This is a genomic window from uncultured Rhodospira sp. (assembly GCF_937138205.1).
Taxonomy (GTDB): Bacteria; Pseudomonadota; Alphaproteobacteria; order Rhodospirillales; family Rhodospirillaceae; genus Rhodospira.
On the sequence record NZ_CAKZOT010000080.1, the window covers coordinates 19,166 to 35,671 of the forward strand.

Annotated in this window: 15 protein-coding genes and 1 tRNA gene; 9 read left to right on the forward strand and 7 right to left on the reverse strand. The window is 65.7% G+C overall.

Annotated features, from left to right (window positions below):
* Positions 1 to 6: 6 nt before the first annotated feature.
* From phoU to Q0309_RS11135, 4 genes are all read left to right on the forward strand, one after another.
* Complete coding sequence (gene phoU, locus Q0309_RS11120; RefSeq protein ID WP_299440584.1) at positions 7 to 738, forward strand: phosphate signaling complex protein PhoU; 732 nt, start codon at positions 7 to 9, stop codon at positions 736 to 738.
* 25 nt (positions 739 to 763) lie between these two features.
* Entirely contained in the window at positions 764 to 1,459 is a 696-nt protein-coding gene (phoB, locus tag Q0309_RS11125) for a phosphate regulon transcriptional regulator PhoB (protein WP_299440766.1), read from the forward strand.
* 97 nt (positions 1,460 to 1,556) lie between these two features.
* On the forward strand, positions 1,557 to 1,826 hold the full coding sequence (locus tag Q0309_RS11130; protein WP_299440587.1) for a hypothetical protein: 270 nt from the start codon (positions 1,557 to 1,559) through the stop codon (positions 1,824 to 1,826).
* Positions 1,827 to 1,876: 50 nt separating this feature from the next.
* On the forward strand, positions 1,877 to 2,263 hold the full coding sequence (locus Q0309_RS11135; protein ID WP_299440590.1) for a hypothetical protein: 387 nt from the start codon (positions 1,877 to 1,879) through the stop codon (positions 2,261 to 2,263).
* A 25-nt stretch (positions 2,264 to 2,288) separates the two neighbouring features.
* Here the strand turns inward: Q0309_RS11135 and Q0309_RS11140 are convergent, their stop codons facing one another.
* Positions 2,289 to 3,125 carry a DUF3108 domain-containing protein gene (locus tag Q0309_RS11140; protein WP_299440593.1) on the reverse strand — a complete coding sequence of 279 codons (837 nt, stop codon included), beginning with the start codon at positions 3,123 to 3,125 and terminating at the stop codon, positions 2,289 to 2,291.
* 249 nt (positions 3,126 to 3,374) lie between these two features.
* Here Q0309_RS11140 and Q0309_RS11145 point away from each other — a divergent pair, with 249 nt between their 5' ends.
* The 3 genes from Q0309_RS11145 to Q0309_RS11155 are packed head-to-tail and all read left to right on the forward strand — an operon-like array spanning position 3,375 to position 6,368.
* A complete protein-coding gene (locus Q0309_RS11145; RefSeq protein WP_299440597.1) occupies positions 3,375 to 4,529 on the forward strand; it encodes a Re/Si-specific NAD(P)(+) transhydrogenase subunit alpha in 1,155 nt (384 codons plus the stop codon).
* Between the two features lie 12 nt (positions 4,530 to 4,541).
* The gene (locus Q0309_RS11150) at positions 4,542 to 4,964 is read left to right on the forward strand and encodes an NAD(P) transhydrogenase subunit alpha (RefSeq protein ID WP_299440600.1); all 423 of its coding nucleotides are present in this window, start codon (positions 4,542 to 4,544) and stop codon (positions 4,962 to 4,964) included.
* Between the two features lie 12 nt (positions 4,965 to 4,976).
* Complete coding sequence (locus Q0309_RS11155) at positions 4,977 to 6,368, forward strand: NAD(P)(+) transhydrogenase (Re/Si-specific) subunit beta (protein WP_299440603.1); 1,392 nt, start codon at positions 4,977 to 4,979, stop codon at positions 6,366 to 6,368.
* Positions 6,369 to 6,796: 428 nt separating this feature from the next.
* On the opposite strand, the gene Q0309_RS11160 is transcribed toward Q0309_RS11155, so the two are convergent.
* On the reverse strand, positions 6,797 to 7,117 hold the full coding sequence (locus Q0309_RS11160; RefSeq protein WP_299440606.1) for a hypothetical protein: 321 nt from the start codon (positions 7,115 to 7,117) through the stop codon (positions 6,797 to 6,799).
* Between the two features lie 329 nt (positions 7,118 to 7,446).
* On the opposite strand from Q0309_RS11160, the gene Q0309_RS11165 reads away from it, so the two are divergent.
* Complete coding sequence (locus Q0309_RS11165; protein ID WP_299440609.1) at positions 7,447 to 8,946, forward strand: SHOCT domain-containing protein; 1,500 nt, start codon at positions 7,447 to 7,449, stop codon at positions 8,944 to 8,946.
* An 84-nt stretch (positions 8,947 to 9,030) separates the two neighbouring features.
* Positions 9,031 to 9,117 (forward strand) — tRNA-Leu (locus Q0309_RS11170).
* 114 nt (positions 9,118 to 9,231) lie between these two features.
* Here the strand turns inward: Q0309_RS11170 and Q0309_RS11175 are convergent.
* From Q0309_RS11175 to Q0309_RS11195, 5 genes are all read right to left on the reverse strand, one after another.
* Positions 9,232 to 9,531 (reverse strand): addiction module antidote protein, encoded by a 300-nt coding sequence (locus Q0309_RS11175; RefSeq protein WP_299440612.1) that lies wholly within the window; start codon positions 9,529 to 9,531, stop codon positions 9,232 to 9,234.
* A 71-nt stretch (positions 9,532 to 9,602) separates the two neighbouring features.
* Positions 9,603 to 13,052, reverse strand: a complete 3,450-nt coding sequence (locus Q0309_RS11180) for a PAS domain S-box protein (protein ID WP_299440615.1) — start codon at positions 13,050 to 13,052, stop codon at positions 9,603 to 9,605.
* A gap of 122 nt (positions 13,053 to 13,174) precedes the next feature.
* Positions 13,175 to 14,854: an energy-dependent translational throttle protein EttA gene (gene ettA, locus Q0309_RS11185; protein ID WP_299440618.1), complete on the reverse strand. Its 1,680-nt coding sequence runs from the start codon at positions 14,852 to 14,854 to the stop codon at positions 13,175 to 13,177.
* A gap of 164 nt (positions 14,855 to 15,018) precedes the next feature.
* On the reverse strand, positions 15,019 to 15,540 hold the full coding sequence (locus Q0309_RS11190; RefSeq protein ID WP_299440621.1) for a type II toxin-antitoxin system VapC family toxin: 522 nt from the start codon (positions 15,538 to 15,540) through the stop codon (positions 15,019 to 15,021).
* Entirely contained in the window at positions 15,533 to 16,390 is an 858-nt protein-coding gene (locus Q0309_RS11195; RefSeq protein WP_299440624.1) for a hypothetical protein, read from the reverse strand. Before Q0309_RS11195 ends, Q0309_RS11190 begins: the two co-directional genes overlap by 8 nt.
* Between the last annotated feature and the right edge of the window lie 116 nt (positions 16,391 to 16,506).

Genomic DNA, 16,506 nt, shown 5'->3' on the forward strand with positions numbered 1-16,506 from the left:
GAAACGGTGGGAGCGGACAGGGAAGACCATACGGTCCGATCCTTCGACGCCGAACTCCTCAAGTTGGCGAATACGGTCGTGCGCGCCGGTGGCTTGGTGGAGGCGCAACTGGCGGCCGCCATGCAGGCGCTCGTCCGGCGCGACAGCCAGATGGCGGCGGACGTGGTGGCCGGGGACGCCAAGGTCGATGCCCTGGAGCAGGAAATCCAGGACATGGCCGTGCGGCTCCTGGCGCTGCGCCAGCCGGTGGCCCAGGACCTGCGCCACATCGTGTCGGCCTTGCGCATCGCCGGGGACCTGGAACGCATCGGCGATTACGGCGCCAACGTCGCCAAGCGGACCATGGTGGTCAACCAGGCGCCGCCCGTGCGTACCGTCGCGGCCATGCCGCGCATGGCCCGGCTGGCGCAAGAGATCGTCAAGGACGTGCTCGACGCGTATGTGGAACGCGATGTCGAACGGGCCATCGCCGTCTGGCGGCGCGACGAGGAGGTGGACGAACTCCACACCAGTCTGTTCCGCGAATTGGTGACGTACATGATGGAGGACCCGCGCAACATCACCGCCTGCACGCATCTGATGTTCATCGCCAAGAACATCGAGCGCATCGGTGACCACGCGACCAACATCGCCGAAACCATTTACTACCTGGTGCAGGGGCGGCCGCTGAAGGACGCGCGGCCGAAGGGAGCAGGGCAAACCATTGACCCGACGGTCGGGTCAGCCCCTATGGCGTGAGCGAGTGGTGGAGACCATGGAGACCATGAAGCCGCTGGTGATGATCGTCGAGGACGAGGCCGCCCTGGTCACGGTCCTTCGCTACAACCTTGAGAAGGAAGGCTACCGGGTCTGCGAGGCCATGGACGGCGAGGAAGCCCTGACCGTCTTCGCCGAAAGCAACCCGGATCTGGTGCTGCTGGACTGGATGCTGCCGGCGCTGTCGGGCATCGAGGTCTGCCGCCAACTGCGCCGCAAACCGGGCGTGCGCGAGGTGCCGATCGTCATGCTGACGGCGCGCGGCGAGGAGGCCGACAAGGTGCGCGGCCTGAACACCGGCGCCGATGACTACATTACCAAGCCGTTCTCGGTGCCGGAATTGCTGGCCCGGGTGAAGGCGCATTTGCGCCGGGTGCAGCCGTCGCAGCCCAAGGGCGTACTGGAATACGACACGGTGACCATGGACCTGGGCGCCCACCGGGTGACCCGCGCGGGGCGGCATGTCCACCTGGGGCCGACCGAGTTCCGCCTGCTGCGCTTCCTGATGCAGAACCCGGGCAGCGTGTTCTCGCGCGAGGCGCTGCTGAATGCCGTCTGGGGTCCGGACATCTACGTCGAGCCACGCACGGTGGACGTGCATATCCGCCGCCTGCGCAAGGCCCTGAACACCGAGGGCGAGGTGGACCTGATCCGCACCGTGCGCGCCGCCGGCTACGCCCTGGACGCCAGCGTCACGGCTTAGGGTGGAGGTCCGTCCGGCCCAAACAGCCGAAGATGGGATTGGCAGCGCACCGCGATGTATGTACATTGGGGTGCGCGATTTCATCGAGGGGTATCCCATGCGCCAATCCGTGACCATGCGTCTGGACCCTGACGTTTTGAAGGCAGCACGACTCAAAGCGGCCGGCGACAACCGGACGCTGACGAACTATGTCGAAACGTTGATGCGCCGTGACCTCCAGCCAGCAGCAGCCGACCCGGATCTCGTTGTGATCGCCCCCGCCGACGTTCGCGACTTCGTGCCAGTGACCATCACCGGCGAGACCGAGGACGAGCGAAACCGACGGGCCGACATCGTTTCCGCCGTTCTTGACGCCAGTGGGCGTTGATGGAGCCACCGTTCCGGCCTGGCCAGTTTGTGTGGTGCCAGTTTCCCTACATGGAAGACCCCGTGCGCCCTGGACCGAAGGAGCGCATCGCCTACATCGCCGAGGTCGGCCGGATTCGGGGTAACGTCCACCTTACAGTGATGGCCCTTTATACAACCACGGTCCCATGGGAGCCGGACGCACGCCTCCCTCTTGGGGTCGTCCCAGTGGACCATGGTACGGCCCAGGCCATGAACCAAAAAGGCTTTGTTCTGGATGCCCGGAAGGTGGCCTTTGTGCCCGTCACCAAGGCCTTCTTTCCCCGTCTCGAATCGCAGGAGAAGGGCATCGTCCACATGGCCTCCAGCCGGTTTCAGAACCATGTCCTGAATACGTTGGCGAAACTGGCGAAGCGTCCCGATCTTGTCGTCGGTTTGGGGCCGGATGCGCCTGGGTAGACTGGATAGACCAGGCACGCCAGCGTCACGGCTTAGGGTGCTCCAGCGGATCTACCTCGTTGTCCGGGCACGGCGTTTCGACCACGCCGCAGCGGCCCACATAGACCAGATCGAACAGGCCCCAGCCCTGGTCGACCTCGATTCGCAGCGGGATGGCCAAGTCGTGGTCTGTGACCGCGATCCGCAGGCCACCCTCGCGCCACTCGGCGGCGTGGTTCTCGCTGAATCCGCCCAGCGGCTCGAACCTCACCGTCACGACCCGCGCCCGCCACGGCTGACCGGCGGCGGTAATGGTCTCCGGCGGGGCGACGCGGATGTGGGCATCGTACCGCAGTTTGCCGTCAAACACGGGCACCACCATCTCGGCCGGGTCGGCGCTGCCCTGGTCGGACAGCGTGGCCACCCGCCGGCGCACGCTCATGAGGGCCGACAACGGGTCAAGCGTGCCGGCGCGCAAATCCGGCTCCATGCGATCGACCGGTTCGCCGTTCTTGAACCCCTTGGGGATGCCGTCCGGCCGGTCGTAGGCGACGCGCACCTCGCCCTGCTTGTCCCATTCGCGATAGGCACGGCGGTAGGCGGCGGGCTCCAGCGACCCGTCTTCGGTGATCCGGCCGTTGGCGGCGCGGTGCGCGCGGATGCCCCGGAAGGCCCAGAACAACCCGGTGGCGCGGGCGTTGAGCGTGACCTGGTAGCGGTCCGCCGTCTCGACGATCCGCACCGCCACGTCACCCACCGGCAGGCCCAGAAAGCGCGCCTGGTACAGCAGGTGCTGCTCCCGCGGCGCGGCGGCCGAGGCCGGAGCCGGCGGCGCCACGGCGACCAGGGCGGCCATCAACGCCGCGAACACCCTGGCGGCCATCCCCACCCGCAGGCGCCCTGCGCGCGCTTCACCTCGATCCTGTGATGCGAAACGGTGGCCTTGGCTCGTCCGATCGGCTAGGGTCCCCGCACTTCGGGACGGATCGTCCCTCCCGTCGCGGCGGCGTGCGAGCCCGCGCCGCCGCACGACGCGTTGCCGAAATCCCGGGCCGGTCCAATATCCGTGTGGGGTTGCGGCATCCGGTTCGCAGAAACCCGTCATTCGTTGATCGATCGAGGGTCCCAATCCATGAAACTCGCCGTACCAAAAGAACGCCGCCCCGACGAGGCGCGCGTGGCGATCTCGCCCGAGGTCGCCAAGAAGCTGGTCGGGCTTGGCGTCGAGGTGGTGGTGGAGACCGGCGCCGGGCTCGGCGCCGACGTCACCGACGCCATGCTCCAGGACGTGGGCGCCACCATCGCCCCGGACGCCAAGGCCGCGTTGGGCGACGCCGACCTCGTGTGGAAGGTTCAACGGCCGATGACCGCCGACGAGGGCACGGACGAGATCGCCCTGATGAAACGCGGTGCGACGCTGATGTGCCATTTGAATGCGCTCACCGAAAAAGGGATGGTCGACGCCCTGGCCTCGGCCGGCGTGGCGGCCTTCGCCATGGAACTGATGCCGCGCATCAGCCGGGCGCAGTCGATGGACATTCTCTCTTCACAGGCCAACCTGGGCGGTTATAAGGCGGTGATCGAGGCGGCCAACGCCTTCTCCCGCGCTTTTCCCATGATGATGACGGCCGCCGGTACGGTGCCGCCGGCTCGCGTGCTGGTGTTCGGTGCCGGCGTGGCCGGCCTTCAGGCCGTCGCCACCGCCAAGCGCATGGGCGCGGTGGTGTTGGCCACCGACGTGCGTCCGGCCACCCGCGAGCAGGTGGAAAGCCTGGGCGGCAAGTTCGTCACCGTCGACGAGGAGATGGAGAAGCAGGCGGAGACCGAGGGCGGATACGCCAAGGAGATGCCGCCGGAATACTTCGAGAAGCAGAAGCAGATCGTCTCCGAGCACCTCAAGAAGACCGACATCGTCATCACCACCGCCCTGATCCCCGGCCGGCCGGCCCCCAAGCTGGTCACCGCCGAGCAGGTCAAGAGCATGAAAAAGGGCTCGGTGATCGTCGACATGGCGGTCGAGACCGGCGGCAACTGCGAGCTGTCCGAACTCGGCAAGGCGATCGAGGTCGAGGGGGTCAAGATCCTCGGCTACCCCAACCTGCCCAGCCGGGTGGCGGCCGACGCCAGCCCGCTGTTCGCCAAGAACCTGCTGAACTTCCTGACGCCCCAGTTCGACAAGGAGGCCAAGAGCCTCAAACTGAACTGGGAGGATGAGACGGTGAAAGGGACCTGCGTCACCCACGACGGCAAGGTCGTGCACCCGAAGCTCGTCGAAGGCTCGAACTAGGAGAGGGACACCATGGCCAATCAATCCGAGACCATCGCGTCCCAGGCCGAGGCGCTGGCCGAACAGGCCGGCACGCTGGCCGAACAGGCGCGCGGCCTGGCCGAGCAGGTTGCCGGCTCGGCGATGGGCGCCGCCGGCGCCGCCAGCCATGCCGGCGAGTTCTGGTGGCTGTTCACCGTCTTCGTGCTGGCCTGCTTCATCGGCTTTTATGTCGTCTGGAGTGTGACCCCGGCGCTGCACTCGCCCTTGATGGGCGTGACCAACGCCATTTCGTCGGTGATCATCGTCGGCGCCCTGATCGCCGCCGGCCCGGCCGAGTTCACCAGCGCGAGCTGGCTGGGGCTTGTCGCCGTGCTGTTGGCGTCGATCAACATCTTCGGCGGCTTCATCGTCACCGAGCGAATGCTCGCCATGTTCAAGAAGAAAAAGAGCTAGGGAGGGCGAGACATGACCTCGGGTCTGACAATGCTGGCCTATCTGGTCGCCGCGGTGTGCTTCATCCTGGCGCTCAGGGGCCTGTCCTCACCCACCAGCGCGCGGCAGGGCAACCTGTTCGGCATGATCGGCATGGGCATCGCCGTGCTGACGACGCTGGTTTCTCCCAACGTGGTCAACTACCTGCCCATGGCGCTGGCGGTGGCCATCGGCGGCGGTATCGGCGCCGTGGTGGCGCGCAAGGTGTACATGACGGCGCTGCCGCAGCTGGTGGCGGCGTTCCACTCGCTGGTGGGTATGGCCGCCGTGCTGGTGGCCTGGGCCGCGCTGCTGACGCCGGAGAACTACGGCATCGGCGCCGTCGGCTCCATTCCGGTGTCCAGCATGGTCGAGATGTCGCTGGGCCTGGCCATCGGTGCCATTACGTTCTCGGGTTCGGTGGTGGCCTTCGCCAAGCTGCAGGGCTTGGTCTCGGGCTCGCCGGTGGTGTTCAAGGGCCAGCACCAGCTCAACGCCGCGCTGGGCATCGCCATCGTGGTGCTGCTGGTGATCTTCTGTATCACCGAGAGCTACGTCGTCTTCGGCCTGTTGACCGCGCTGGCCTTCATCCTCGGCTTCTTGATCATCATCCCCATCGGCGGCGCCGACATGCCGGTGGTGATCTCCATGCTCAACAGCTACTCGGGCTGGGCGGCGGCCGGCATTGGCTTCACGCTGGGCAACCCGCTGTTGATCGTGGCCGGCGCCTTGGTCGGCTCGTCCGGTGCCATCCTGTCGTACATCATGTGTAAGGGCATGAACCGGTCGATCTTCAACGTCATCCTGGGCGGCTTCGGCGGCGAGGGTGTCACGGCGGCGGCCGGGTCGGACGGCGACAAGGCGGTCAAGCCGGGCAGCGCCGACGACGCCAGCTTCATCATGAAGAACGCCTCCAAGGTCATCATCGTGCCGGGCTACGGCATGGCGGTGGCCCAGGCCCAGCACGCCCTGCGCGAGATGGCCGACAAGCTGAAGGCCGAGGGCATCGACGTGAAGTACGCCATCCACCCGGTGGCCGGCCGGATGCCAGGGCACATGAACGTGCTGCTGGCCGAGGCGAACGTGCCCTATGACGAGGTGTTCGAGCTGGAGGACATCAACTCAGAGTTCACGACCGCCGATGTGGCCTATGTCATCGGCGCCAACGACGTCACCAACCCGTCGGCCAAGACCGATCCGGCCAGCCCGATCTACGGGATGCCGGTGCTGGATGTGGAGAACGCCGGGACGGTGCTGTTCGTCAAGCGCTCGATGGCGTCAGGCTATGCTGGCGTGCAGAACCCGCTGTTCTTCAAGGATAACACGATGATGCTCTTCGGCGACGCCAAGAAGATGACCGAGGAAATCGTGCAGGCGATGGAATAGTCCCGGACCATAGTACGTTTGTCGGGCGGGAGGTTTCCTCCCGCCTGAACCCCCTCCCGCCCTCCCCCATAAATGGGGGAGGTGTTCGAGCGGTACATGCCGGCCGGACTCCCTCCCCATGAAATGGGCTATCATATTCACACTTCTTTTCCCGCCAAGCTGGGGTTGACTGCCCCGTCGGAAAATGATCCGTCATTGCGAACCCTCGTCGCAAGACGAGGGTGAAGCAATCCAGGGCGTAAAACACAAGTATCCGCCCTGGATTGCCCCATTTCTTTAATTTGGGCTTCGCTCCTCGCAATGACGAGAAAGAGTAAAGATGCGTGAATCTGATAGATGAAATGGGGAGGGCTGGGGTGAGTTTTTCCTCCCGACGCCGGACGAACGGACCCGTGGAAACGTGGGGTGTCCGGTGCCGGGGCGGTATTTCACGTCCACAACGCCTGACCATCCCACCGCCTTACCAAAACCAGCCCCGCCACCACCGACCCGGCGCACAGCCCCGTTCCCAGCAGGAACGCCAACCCTCCGACGGCCTCGTACAGTCCGCCCGAGACGATCATCGCCAGCCCGAGAAGGGCACCCATGGCCAGCGCCGAGTACAGCCCTTGCGCCCAGAAGAGCGAGAACGCCGCCAGACCGATGTCGGCCATCGCATAGCCATGCGCCGCCTTTGGCCCGACCCGGCGGTCCTGAAGGCCGGCGCAGACAGACCGCACCTCTCCAATGAGGCTCTCCAGCACGCTCATGCCAACAGAGAGTTGCTCCCAAGACCCTACAATCAATCCCTACCGCCTACATTTCGTGTCTCTTCCGACAAAACCCACTGCCTGTGATACTTTAGACTCACCAGCCCATTTTGCCTTGCTGCCTCTTCCCCCACATTCCAACGCGATTCGTTCGCGTTGCGAATTGCTGGACGAAAACGTTATTGATTGCGGGATTTTAACAGATTATATTAAAGTAGAGTTGTAGTGTTGTGGCCCAGGCTGGCGTTGGTCGGGGGAGAGTTCGGTTCGCGCCGGGCTCTGACGCCGCATCCTGGCTTCGCCGCAGAGGGGACAACAGAGAGGCCACCATGCCGCAAACCCGTGATGCACACCCGGTTCAGGGTCGCAAGCCAAAACGAACACACCATCTTGCCACTTTGGGCCTTCCCGCGCTGGGCCTGACGGGCGCCCTTCTGCTCGGCGGTTGCGCGGTCGGCGAGGGCGGCATGGTGGAGGTCATGAATCGGCCGACCCCAGCCGTCGACTCGGCGCTGGCCGCCCTGGCCCGGGGCCGGGTCGGCGATGCCGAGGCGTGGACGGCGCGCGCCCTGGCCGCCAATCCCGCCGATCCCCACGCCCTTCTGATCCGGGGCATGATGGCCGAGCAGGCCGGTCAACCGGCCGTGGCGCGCGAGGCGTACGAAACCATCCTGCGGCTTGAGCCCGACGCGACCATTGATCCGACGCCGATGGACATGGACTCCGCGCCGCGCCCGGTTGTCGAGATCGCGGCTGACCGCCTCTCTCGTTTGCCGCCGACACCAGTCGGGCCCGGCTTCGCCCGCGTGCCCGGCGTCACCGGCCCGACGGCGATGGAGACGCCGGACCCGCAGACGAATACCGCCCCCACCGCGCGGGACGAGGCGTGGCAGAACGTCTCCGGCCGCTTCGAAACGCTTGAACGGCTGTTCGACCAGGGCCTCATCACCGATACGGAATACGCCAAGCGGCGGCGCGAGAATCTGGGCGCCCTCCTGCCGCTCACGCAGGAGCCGCCGGCGGCCGGCCTGACACGGCCGGCGCCGCGCGCGACGGCCGTCGTGGGCCGCCTGCGGGATTTGGCCGGCACGTTCGAGAGCGGTGCCATCTCCGCCAGCCAGCACGCCGCCGAGCGCCGGGCGATCCTTGATGCCCTGCTGCCCGCCGAGCCGGTGACCCACGAAACCGCGGACATGCGGCCGCGCAACGCCCGTGATGTCGCCCGCATGGCCCGCCGGCTGGAGGACGCCTTGCGGCGCGGTCTGATCACGAACGCCGAGTACGATGCCGAACGCGCGGCCTTGAACGCCCTGGCGCGGCAGCACGGGCAGGCGGCCACGGCGGCCGTGCCGCCGCCAGCGCCGGGCGGACACGGCGGGATGGACGACCCCGCCAAGGACGAAGGGCACACCGACGACGCGAGCGAGGACTCCGCCGACGGGCCGCGTCCGCTGCTGCCGGTGCCGACCCAACCGGGCGTGACCGCCGGGCCGCCGACGGCCAATGCCGAGGACCCGGCCACGCAACGCTTTTCCGGCGTCACCGGCGCCCGCAGTGATGCCGCCGCGTCCCAGCCTGACGGCAACCACGTCCATTTGGCCTCGTACCGCACCTTGCAGAGCGCCCAGGCCGGCTGGGCGGCGCTCAGCGCGCGCTATGCCGGCCTGATGCGCGGCATGATGCCGACCTTCGAACGGGTGACCATCCCCGACAAGGGCGAGTTCATCCGCCTGAAGGCCGGCCCGGTGGAGATCCCGGGCGGCACGGCGCGCTTGTGCGACCAGTTGCGGGGCGCCGGCCAGTTCTGCGAACCGACCAAGGTGAACTGACCGAGGTGAACTGACGAGCCGCTCCGCGCGCCATTGACGGCCGGCGGCGGCCCTGCAATAACCTCCGGACGACCTTGTCGCCCGGCCCGGGTGGCGGAATTGGTAGACGCACCGGACTCAAAATCCGGCGGTGGTAACACCATGCGAGTTCGAGTCTCGCCCCGGGCACCATCCCCCAGACACGCTTTCTGGTGTCGACACGTTAGGGTCTTCAATGGGCTAGGCCTTCTGCTGGCGGTGCACAGGAGGGGATGCATCCCATTCGGACAGACGTCGGCCGTCCTTTCACGCCGGATGTAGGGGCTTCGCCTCCAGCCGGACGCCGAGGGCATGGGCCACCTTGACCACGGTCTCAAAGCGCGGCTTGGCCCCCGGGGACAGCGCCTTGTAGAGGCTTTCCCGGCCCAGCCCGGTGTCGCGGGCCAGTTGCGCCATGCCCCGGGCGCGGGCGATGTCCTTCACGGCGGCCAGGAAGGCGTCCGGATCGGGGTCCTCCAGGGCAGCGGTCAGGTAGGCCGCGATGGTCTCGTCATCGGTCAGATAGTCGGCCGCGTCGAAGGCGTCCGTGCGGAGGTTCGTGCACATGGCCTTCAGCGTATCCTTTCGGATACAGTTGTGCAACGTCCATCCTGTGCAACGGCCATCCGCTTTGGCGTTCAGCCGTCCAGGGCCTGGATGGCCGCCTCGACCTCTCGGAACGCCGGTTCAAGGCTGTCGCGCAGGGCCTTCGGCGTCTTCGTGTCGCCGTGAAAGAGCGCCTGTTCGACCTGCTTGCACAGAGTGCCCAGGCGTAGCGCCCCGGCCGAGCGGGCCGCGCCCGAGACGGTGTGAGCCGCCTTGCGCGCCGCCTCCAGGCGGCCGTCGTCCAGCGCGGCCACGGTTTCCCGCAGATCGCCCTGGGTGGACTCGAGGAACTCGGCCAACAGCCCCTTGAGAACGGCCGTGTCCCCACCCACCAGGTCCGCCATATAGGTGGTGTCCAGCACCGGCGCGTCCGGAACCAAGTCCACGTCGGGCGCGGGGGCACTGGATGACGTGGCGCCGGGATCGCTGGGAGGCGCCTCGGAGGGTGGGTCGGCCGCCATCCCGGGCACCTTGATGTGGCGCAGATCCAGCGCGCGAGGCAGCCACCGCGTGATGGCGGCATCGAGATCGGCGACGGCCACCGGCTTGGTCAGGTAGTCGTCCATGCCCCGCTCCAGGCAGGCCTGGGCGGTGCCGGCGATGGCATCCGCCGTCAGGGCGATGATCGGGGTGTGCCGCGCGCCCGCCGCCTCCCCTTCGCGACGCCGGATGCGTTCCGTCAACTCGTACCCGTCCATCTCCGGCATGTGGCAGTCTGTGATGACCAGGCCGTACGATCGGCCCTTGAACAGAGCCAGGGCCTCGACCCCATTGACGGCGTAGTCCGCCACCAGGCCCAGTCGATCCAGCAACATGCGGATGACCGTCTGGTTGGTGGGATTGTCCTCGGCCACCAGGACGAGGCAGTCTTCACGTTCCGCCGTGGCCCGGTCAGGGGCCTGGTAGGTTCCCGTGGTGCCGGTGATCGGGCGGTCGGACAGGCGGCGGCGCCATGGGCTCTGGGCGTCTGGGGCCAGGCGGCCCAGGGCCACGGCCAGGGCGAAGGCCACCTCATACCCATGCACCGGCCAGCCGATGACGGCGCTGACGCCGGGCCTTTCTGCGGCGCGGCTGGTCTCGCTGCTGCCGCGCGGAACGACCGCCAGGATCCGGGGTGGATTCGCCGCGCCGATGCGCAGGATGTCGTCGACCAGGCGGAGGGCCGGCGCGTCCTCCACGCGGCGGTCGAGAATCACGGCGTCCACCGGCTGATCCCGCACCAGGGCGAGCATGAGGGCGGCCTTCAGGGCGTCGGTCGTGTCGGCCGGGATGGCCTCGGCGCCGGCCCAGTCGAGAATGCCGCCGAAGTGGTCGCGCGCCGTGCCGCTGTCGCTGACCACGACCGCGCGCGCGCCCTGGATCGGCGGCGGGCTCAGGTCGCGCCGCTCCGGCCGGGGAGTGAGCGGTACCTCGAACCAGAAGGTTGATCCCTTTCCGGGTGTGCTGTGCACGCCGATGCGGCCGCCCATCAGGTCGACCAGCGTGCGGCAGATGGACAACCCCAGGCCGGTCCCGCCGAAGCGTCGCTGGGTCGTGTGGTCGGCCTGCGAGAACGGCTTGAACAGGCCGGCCATCTGCTGATCCGTCATGCCGATGCCGGTGTCCGTGACCTCGAAGCGGATCCCGTGCGGCGCGTCGGCGTTGTCGCTGTCGCGGGGGGCCGCGTCGATGCGGCTGACGGAGAGCGTCACATGGCCGTGCTCGGTGAACTTGATGGCGTTTCCGGCCAGGTTGATCAGGATCTGCCGCAACCGGTGGGGATCACCGCCGTAATGGTCGTGACTGTCCTGTGTGGGGCGGCAGATCAGGTCCAGGCCCTTGGCGGCGGCCTTGGGGGCCAGCAGGTCGGCGACCCGTTCGACCACCTGGGTCAGGGACAGGCTGACCGTCTCCAGGGTGACGCGGCCCGCCTCGATCTTTGAGAAGTCCAGGATCTCGTCGATGATGGTCACCAGCGCGTTGGCGCTTTCCGTCACCACGTCCAGCATGTGCCGCTGTTCGGCGTCCAGTCGCGTCTGGCCCAGCATTTCGGCCATGGTGATGACGCCGTTCATGGGCGTGCGGATCTCGTGGCTCATGGTGGCCAGGAAGACCGACTTGGCGCGCGCGCTGTCCTCGGCCGCCTGGCGGGCCTCTTCCAGGGCCTCGGCCTGTTCCTTCATGTCGGTGATGTCGAAAACCCAGGTCAGGATCGCCGCCTGCCCCTCGAACGTCAGCCGGCGCATGGAGACCAGCACCCAGCGGGCATCGCCGTTGCCGGTGCGCACATGGGCCTCGACATGCTCCACGAGCTTGCCGGCGATGGCCTGTTTCTGCAAAGCCTGAACGAGGTCCGGGTCCGAGCAGTCGAGGCTGAAGTTGTACTTGCCACGATCGTCAAGGTTCTGACGCCCCAACTTGTAAAACATCGGATTCCAGAACAGGAACCGGCCGTCCTGGGCGGCGATTCCCATGGCGATGGGCGCGGTCTGGATGATGTCGAGCAGCTCCATTTCGGTCTTTTCCCGCTCCTGTTCGGCGCGGCGGCGTTGCTCGATCTCGCGTTTGAGATAGCGGGTGCGTTCCTCCACCTGCTGTTCAAGGAACTCGTTGGTCTCCTTCAAGGCCGCCTCGGCGTAGCGGCGCTCGGTGATCTCGACGCCCAGTTCGCGGGTCCGTTCCTCGATGCGGTACTGCAATTCGGCGTGAAGGTCGCTCATCTCGCTCTGGGCGAGGTGGCGGTGGTTCACGTCCTGGAACCAGCTGACGATGGCCGTCTGGCCCTCGAACCGTGTCGGCTGCCAGGACACCAGGAACCAGCGGGCGGTGTCCGCACCCGTGTCGGGGTCGCGCGTGCGCAGGCGGACCTCGTGCTCCAGGACGCGACCCCGGAAGGCGTACAACTCCAGCATCCGCGCCCGCTCCTGCGGGTCGACATACAGGTCGTTGATCGTCGTTCCCTTCAGGGCGGACGTGGTCTGGCCCAGGAGGTCGGCGAGCCGCCGGTTGGCCATCAGCACCCGCCCGTCCTTCAGCGTCACGGCGATGCCGAACGGGCTGAGTTCGATCAGGGTACGGAAGTGGGCCTCGCTGTCGCGCAGGACCTCCTGCGCCTGCCGCTGGGCGGTGACGTCGCGGGCCAGGATCACGAACAGGTCGCGGCCGTCCCGCACCATGTGCGTGCCGCGCAGTTCGACATCAACAAAAGACCCGTCCTTGCGAAGATGCCGGCCGTGCGCATTGAGCGGGACGCCCTCGGTCTTGAGGCGCTCCCACATCGCCCTTGCGGTCTCGGGGGGGATCGCGGTTTCGACATCGCTGACGCGCAGGGTCAGGAATTCGTCGCGGCTGTACCCGAGCGCGGCACAGGCCGCTTCGTTGACCGCCAGGAAGCGTCCCGTCTGGTCATGGACATAGACCGGATCGCCGAGCGCATCGAACAGGCGCGCGGCATCGTCCCCGAGGAAGCTGCCACTGATCGTGCCCGTTGGGGGCCCTGGCATCGGGGGATCAGAAGCGTCCGAGGGGACCATGGTCGTGCTCCGCCGCGAGTGTCGCCCCGGATCCTATCGGCGTCCGGTCGCCGGTCAAACCCTCTTGCCGGGCGGACCGACCGCGGCCGGGGTCATCGGGTGATGGGCTTGTACTTGATGCGGTGGGGTTCGGTCGCGTCGGCGCCCAGACGCCGCCGTTTGTCCTCTTCGTAGGATTCGAAATTGCCCTCGAACCACTCCACATGGCTGTCGCCCTCGAACGCCAGGATGTGCGTGGCGATACGGTCCAGGAAGTAACGATCGTGCGAGATGACCACGGCGCAGCCGGGGAACTCCAGCAGCGCCTCTTCCAGCGCGCGCAGGGTTTCCACGTCCAGGTCGTTGGTCGGTTCGTCAAGCAGCAGCACGTTGGCGTGGCTCTTCAGCATCTTGGCGAGGTGCACGCGGTTGCGCTCGCCGCCGGAAAGCTGGCCCACCTTCTTTTGCTGGTCCGGTCCCTTGAAGTTGAACTGACCGACGTAGGCGCGCGACGGGATCTTCCGCTTGCCCAGATCGATCTCGTCGAGACCGTCCGAGATCTCCTCCCAAACGGTCTTTTTGCCGTCCAGGCTGTCGCGGCTCTGGTCGACGTAGCCGAGCTTTACGGAGTCGCCGATGGTCAGGGTGCCGGAATCGGGCGTGTCCTGGCCGGTGATCATGCGGAACAGGGTGGTCTTGCCGGCGCCGTTGGGGCCGATGACGCCGACGATGCCGCCCGGCGGCAGCTTGAAGTCCAGTCCCTCGATCAGCAGGCGGTCGCCGAAGCCCTTGGTCAGGCCCTCGGCTTCGATCACCCGGTTGCCCAGGCGCTCGCCCGGCGGAATGGTGATGGAGAGCTGATCCGGCCCCCGGTCGGCGGCGCGGCTGACCAGTTCGTCGAACGCGGTGATACGGGCCTTGCTCTTGGTCTGGCGGGCCTTGGGCGAGGAGCGGATCCACTCCAGTTCCTGGTTGATGGCCCGCTGGCGGGACTTCTCCTCGCGGGCCTCCTGTTCCAGGCGCTTGGCCTTCTGTTCCAGGTAGGTGGAGTAGTTGCCCTCGTAGGGGATGCCGCGGCCCCGGTCGACCTCCAGGATCCAGCCGGTGACCTTGTCGAGGAAATAGCGGTCGTGGGTGACGGCCACCACGGTGCCCGGGAACTCTTCCAGGTGGCGCTGCAACCAGGCGACCGATTCCGCGTCCAGGTGGTTGGTGGGCTCGTCCAGCAGCAGCATGTCCGGCTTGGACAGCAGCAGGCGGCACAGCGCCACCCGGCGCTTCTCGCCGCCGGACAGCTTTGAGACATCGGCATCGCCGGGCGGGCAGCGCAGGGCGTCCATGGCGATTTCGACGTGGCGTTCGATGTCCCAGGCGTCGGCGGCGTCGATCTTCTCCTGAAGGTCGGCCTGTTCGGCCATCAGGTCGTTCATCTCGTCGTCGTCGGTGACCTCGCCGAACTTGGCCGAGACCTCCTCGAAGCGGTCGAGCAGGCCCTTGACCTCCGCCACGCCGTCCATGACGTTGCCCATGACGTCCTTGGACTCGTCCAGATGCGGTTCCTGCGCAAGATAGCCGACGCGGACACCGTCCGCCGCCCAGGCCTCGCCGCCGATGTCGGTGTCCTCTCCGGCCATGATGCGCAGCACGGTGGACTTGCCGGCGCCGTTGGGGCCGAGCACGCCGATCTTGGCGCCCGGCAGGAAGGACAGCGTCAGGCCCTTCAGGATCTCCCGCCCCCCCGGGTAGACTTTGGACAGGTTCTTCATGACGTAGATGTACTGGTAGGCGGGCATGGGCTCCTCCGGGAGGGGCTAAAGACAGGGCGGACGCCAAACGCGGCCCCGTGTGGGCACACGGGCCGTGCGTGGCTGGGTCGCATCAGGTGGCGCCCGTTCTAACGGAGGATCACCGGGCGGGCAATGGGGTGGGGGGCGAAGCGAGTCTCTTGGTTGGGTGTTCACGACCCGTCCAAATCGTCTTCTTTTTTTGCCAAGGTCACAAGATCATGCTGCAATGGTTGTGGTGGCCCTATGACCAAGGCCTCGCCGTCCCGTCTGCGAAAGGTACCGCTCAGCCCGAGCAGATCATTTCCGTCAAACGTGTGCATCTCATCACAATTGGAGAACAATGCAGTGGCGAGGTGAATGGCATCGTTTGGTTTTTTTATCTTCGGATGGCGACGAAAAAGATTTCTGGCATGTGTAGCTATAGAAGGGGAAAGATCAATAATATCAAAAAAATCGTTGTCCCAAAATCGATCCAATAAGTGATCGTGCTGTTCCTGAAAATATTCCCTCGTTTTTCCGTCTTCGCACCTAACCTTGCATACTTCTGACAGCGTCAATGTAGAAGTTACAATAACAAGATCTCCTTTTTCTGCGGCCGTATATATGCTGCGACATATGGGAAATCTTCCATCTTCCTGTTGAATAAGGCTAATAAAGCAGCACGAATCCCAGTATATGCGCTTTTCAGCCATCTCCGCCTCTTAGCATGTCAACGTAGTTCTCAGATTTCATGCCGCCGGTAAACGTGTCATCCAAAATAGCGTCAAGGCCGACAGCAGAAAAACTAATAATGTCCAACGCCTCGGCTTCAATATAGCGGATATCACCACCGTCACCGTAGTATTTGCGGCCGACAACACGAACCCGCTTTCCTTCCCATACATCCGTTAATGTCTTATCCATTCCAACGTTCTTGGCGCGCGTTTCGGTCAGACGACAAGTAATGCGGTCTCCGCCCTTGGTCAAGATCCAGAAGGCGGGCCGATTTCGGTATTCCCCAACATTTTGAATACGGCCGAAGACCTCGCCAAAGGAGGTATGTTTCGGAATGTCACTTCCAGCAGGAATTTCATATAACTCAATATGATCAAGGGCCGTTTTGGAGATGTGTGGGGTAATATGGATAACGTTGTCGTCTTCCCCACGTCGATATACACGTGTCAGGCCGATCCGTTCTTGGTGTCGTTGCAGTATACGTTTTCCGACCACCAATCCCTTTCGGTCCAACCAGTCCGGGATGCCCGTATTGATGTCACCCAAAAGGCCTCTCATTGCGTCAGAAGCCCGGGCAAAGTCGGCGTCGGCCTCGCCGCTCACATCGGTGCCCTCTTCGGTCGCTTCTGGTGCGATTTCCACCGTTAGGGGGCTGTTGGTCGTGGCTGCTTTCAAGACCCAGGTATAACGGCACACGTTTCCCCTGGCTCGTGCGGGCGCGCGCAACCACTCCACCAAATCGAGGATTTGGTGCATCGCATCATCGATCGCGAGGGGCTTCGTCTTCCCGCCGCTCGGCTGAACGACAAATACGTAGGACTTGCTCATCTCGCCAACTTCCGGTGAAGCATCACTGTGTCAACCGCCATGCCCGGTAGCCACGCGCCTTCGATGCCGCGACATTTAATCGCACAACGGCTTATGATAACGTGAATGGTCATGCA

What these genes read in the sequence shown, in the direction of transcription:
- phoB (WP_299440766.1), top strand. Translation starts at nt 764, where the DNA reads ATGAAGCCGCTGGTGATGATCGTCGAGGACGAGGCCGCCCTGGTCACG.
- Q0309_RS11130 (WP_299440587.1), top strand. Translation starts at nt 1,557, where the DNA reads ATGCGCCAATCCGTGACCATGCGTCTGGACCCTGACGTTTTGAAGGCA.
- Q0309_RS11135 (WP_299440590.1), top strand. Translation starts at nt 1,877, where the DNA reads ATGGAAGACCCCGTGCGCCCTGGACCGAAGGAGCGCATCGCCTACATC.
- Q0309_RS11140 (WP_299440593.1), bottom strand. Translation starts at nt 3,125, where the DNA reads ATGGCCGCCAGGGTGTTCGCGGCGTTGATGGCCGCCCTGGTCGCCGTG.
- Q0309_RS11145 (WP_299440597.1), top strand. Translation starts at nt 3,375, where the DNA reads ATGAAACTCGCCGTACCAAAAGAACGCCGCCCCGACGAGGCGCGCGTG.
- Q0309_RS11150 (WP_299440600.1), top strand. Translation starts at nt 4,542, where the DNA reads ATGGCCAATCAATCCGAGACCATCGCGTCCCAGGCCGAGGCGCTGGCC.
- Q0309_RS11155 (WP_299440603.1), top strand. Translation starts at nt 4,977, where the DNA reads ATGACCTCGGGTCTGACAATGCTGGCCTATCTGGTCGCCGCGGTGTGC.
- Q0309_RS11160 (WP_299440606.1), bottom strand. Translation starts at nt 7,117, where the DNA reads ATGAGCGTGCTGGAGAGCCTCATTGGAGAGGTGCGGTCTGTCTGCGCC.
- Q0309_RS11165 (WP_299440609.1), top strand. Translation starts at nt 7,447, where the DNA reads ATGCCGCAAACCCGTGATGCACACCCGGTTCAGGGTCGCAAGCCAAAA.
- Q0309_RS11175 (WP_299440612.1), bottom strand. Translation starts at nt 9,531, where the DNA reads ATGTGCACGAACCTCCGCACGGACGCCTTCGACGCGGCCGACTATCTG.
- Q0309_RS11180 (WP_299440615.1), bottom strand. Translation starts at nt 13,052, where the DNA reads ATGCCAGGGCCCCCAACGGGCACGATCAGTGGCAGCTTCCTCGGGGAC.
- ettA (WP_299440618.1), bottom strand. Translation starts at nt 14,854, where the DNA reads ATGCCCGCCTACCAGTACATCTACGTCATGAAGAACCTGTCCAAAGTC.
- Q0309_RS11190 (WP_299440621.1), bottom strand. Translation starts at nt 15,540, where the DNA reads ATGGCTGAAAAGCGCATATACTGGGATTCGTGCTGCTTTATTAGCCTT.
- Q0309_RS11195 (WP_299440624.1), bottom strand. Translation starts at nt 16,390, where the DNA reads ATGAGCAAGTCCTACGTATTTGTCGTTCAGCCGAGCGGCGGGAAGACG.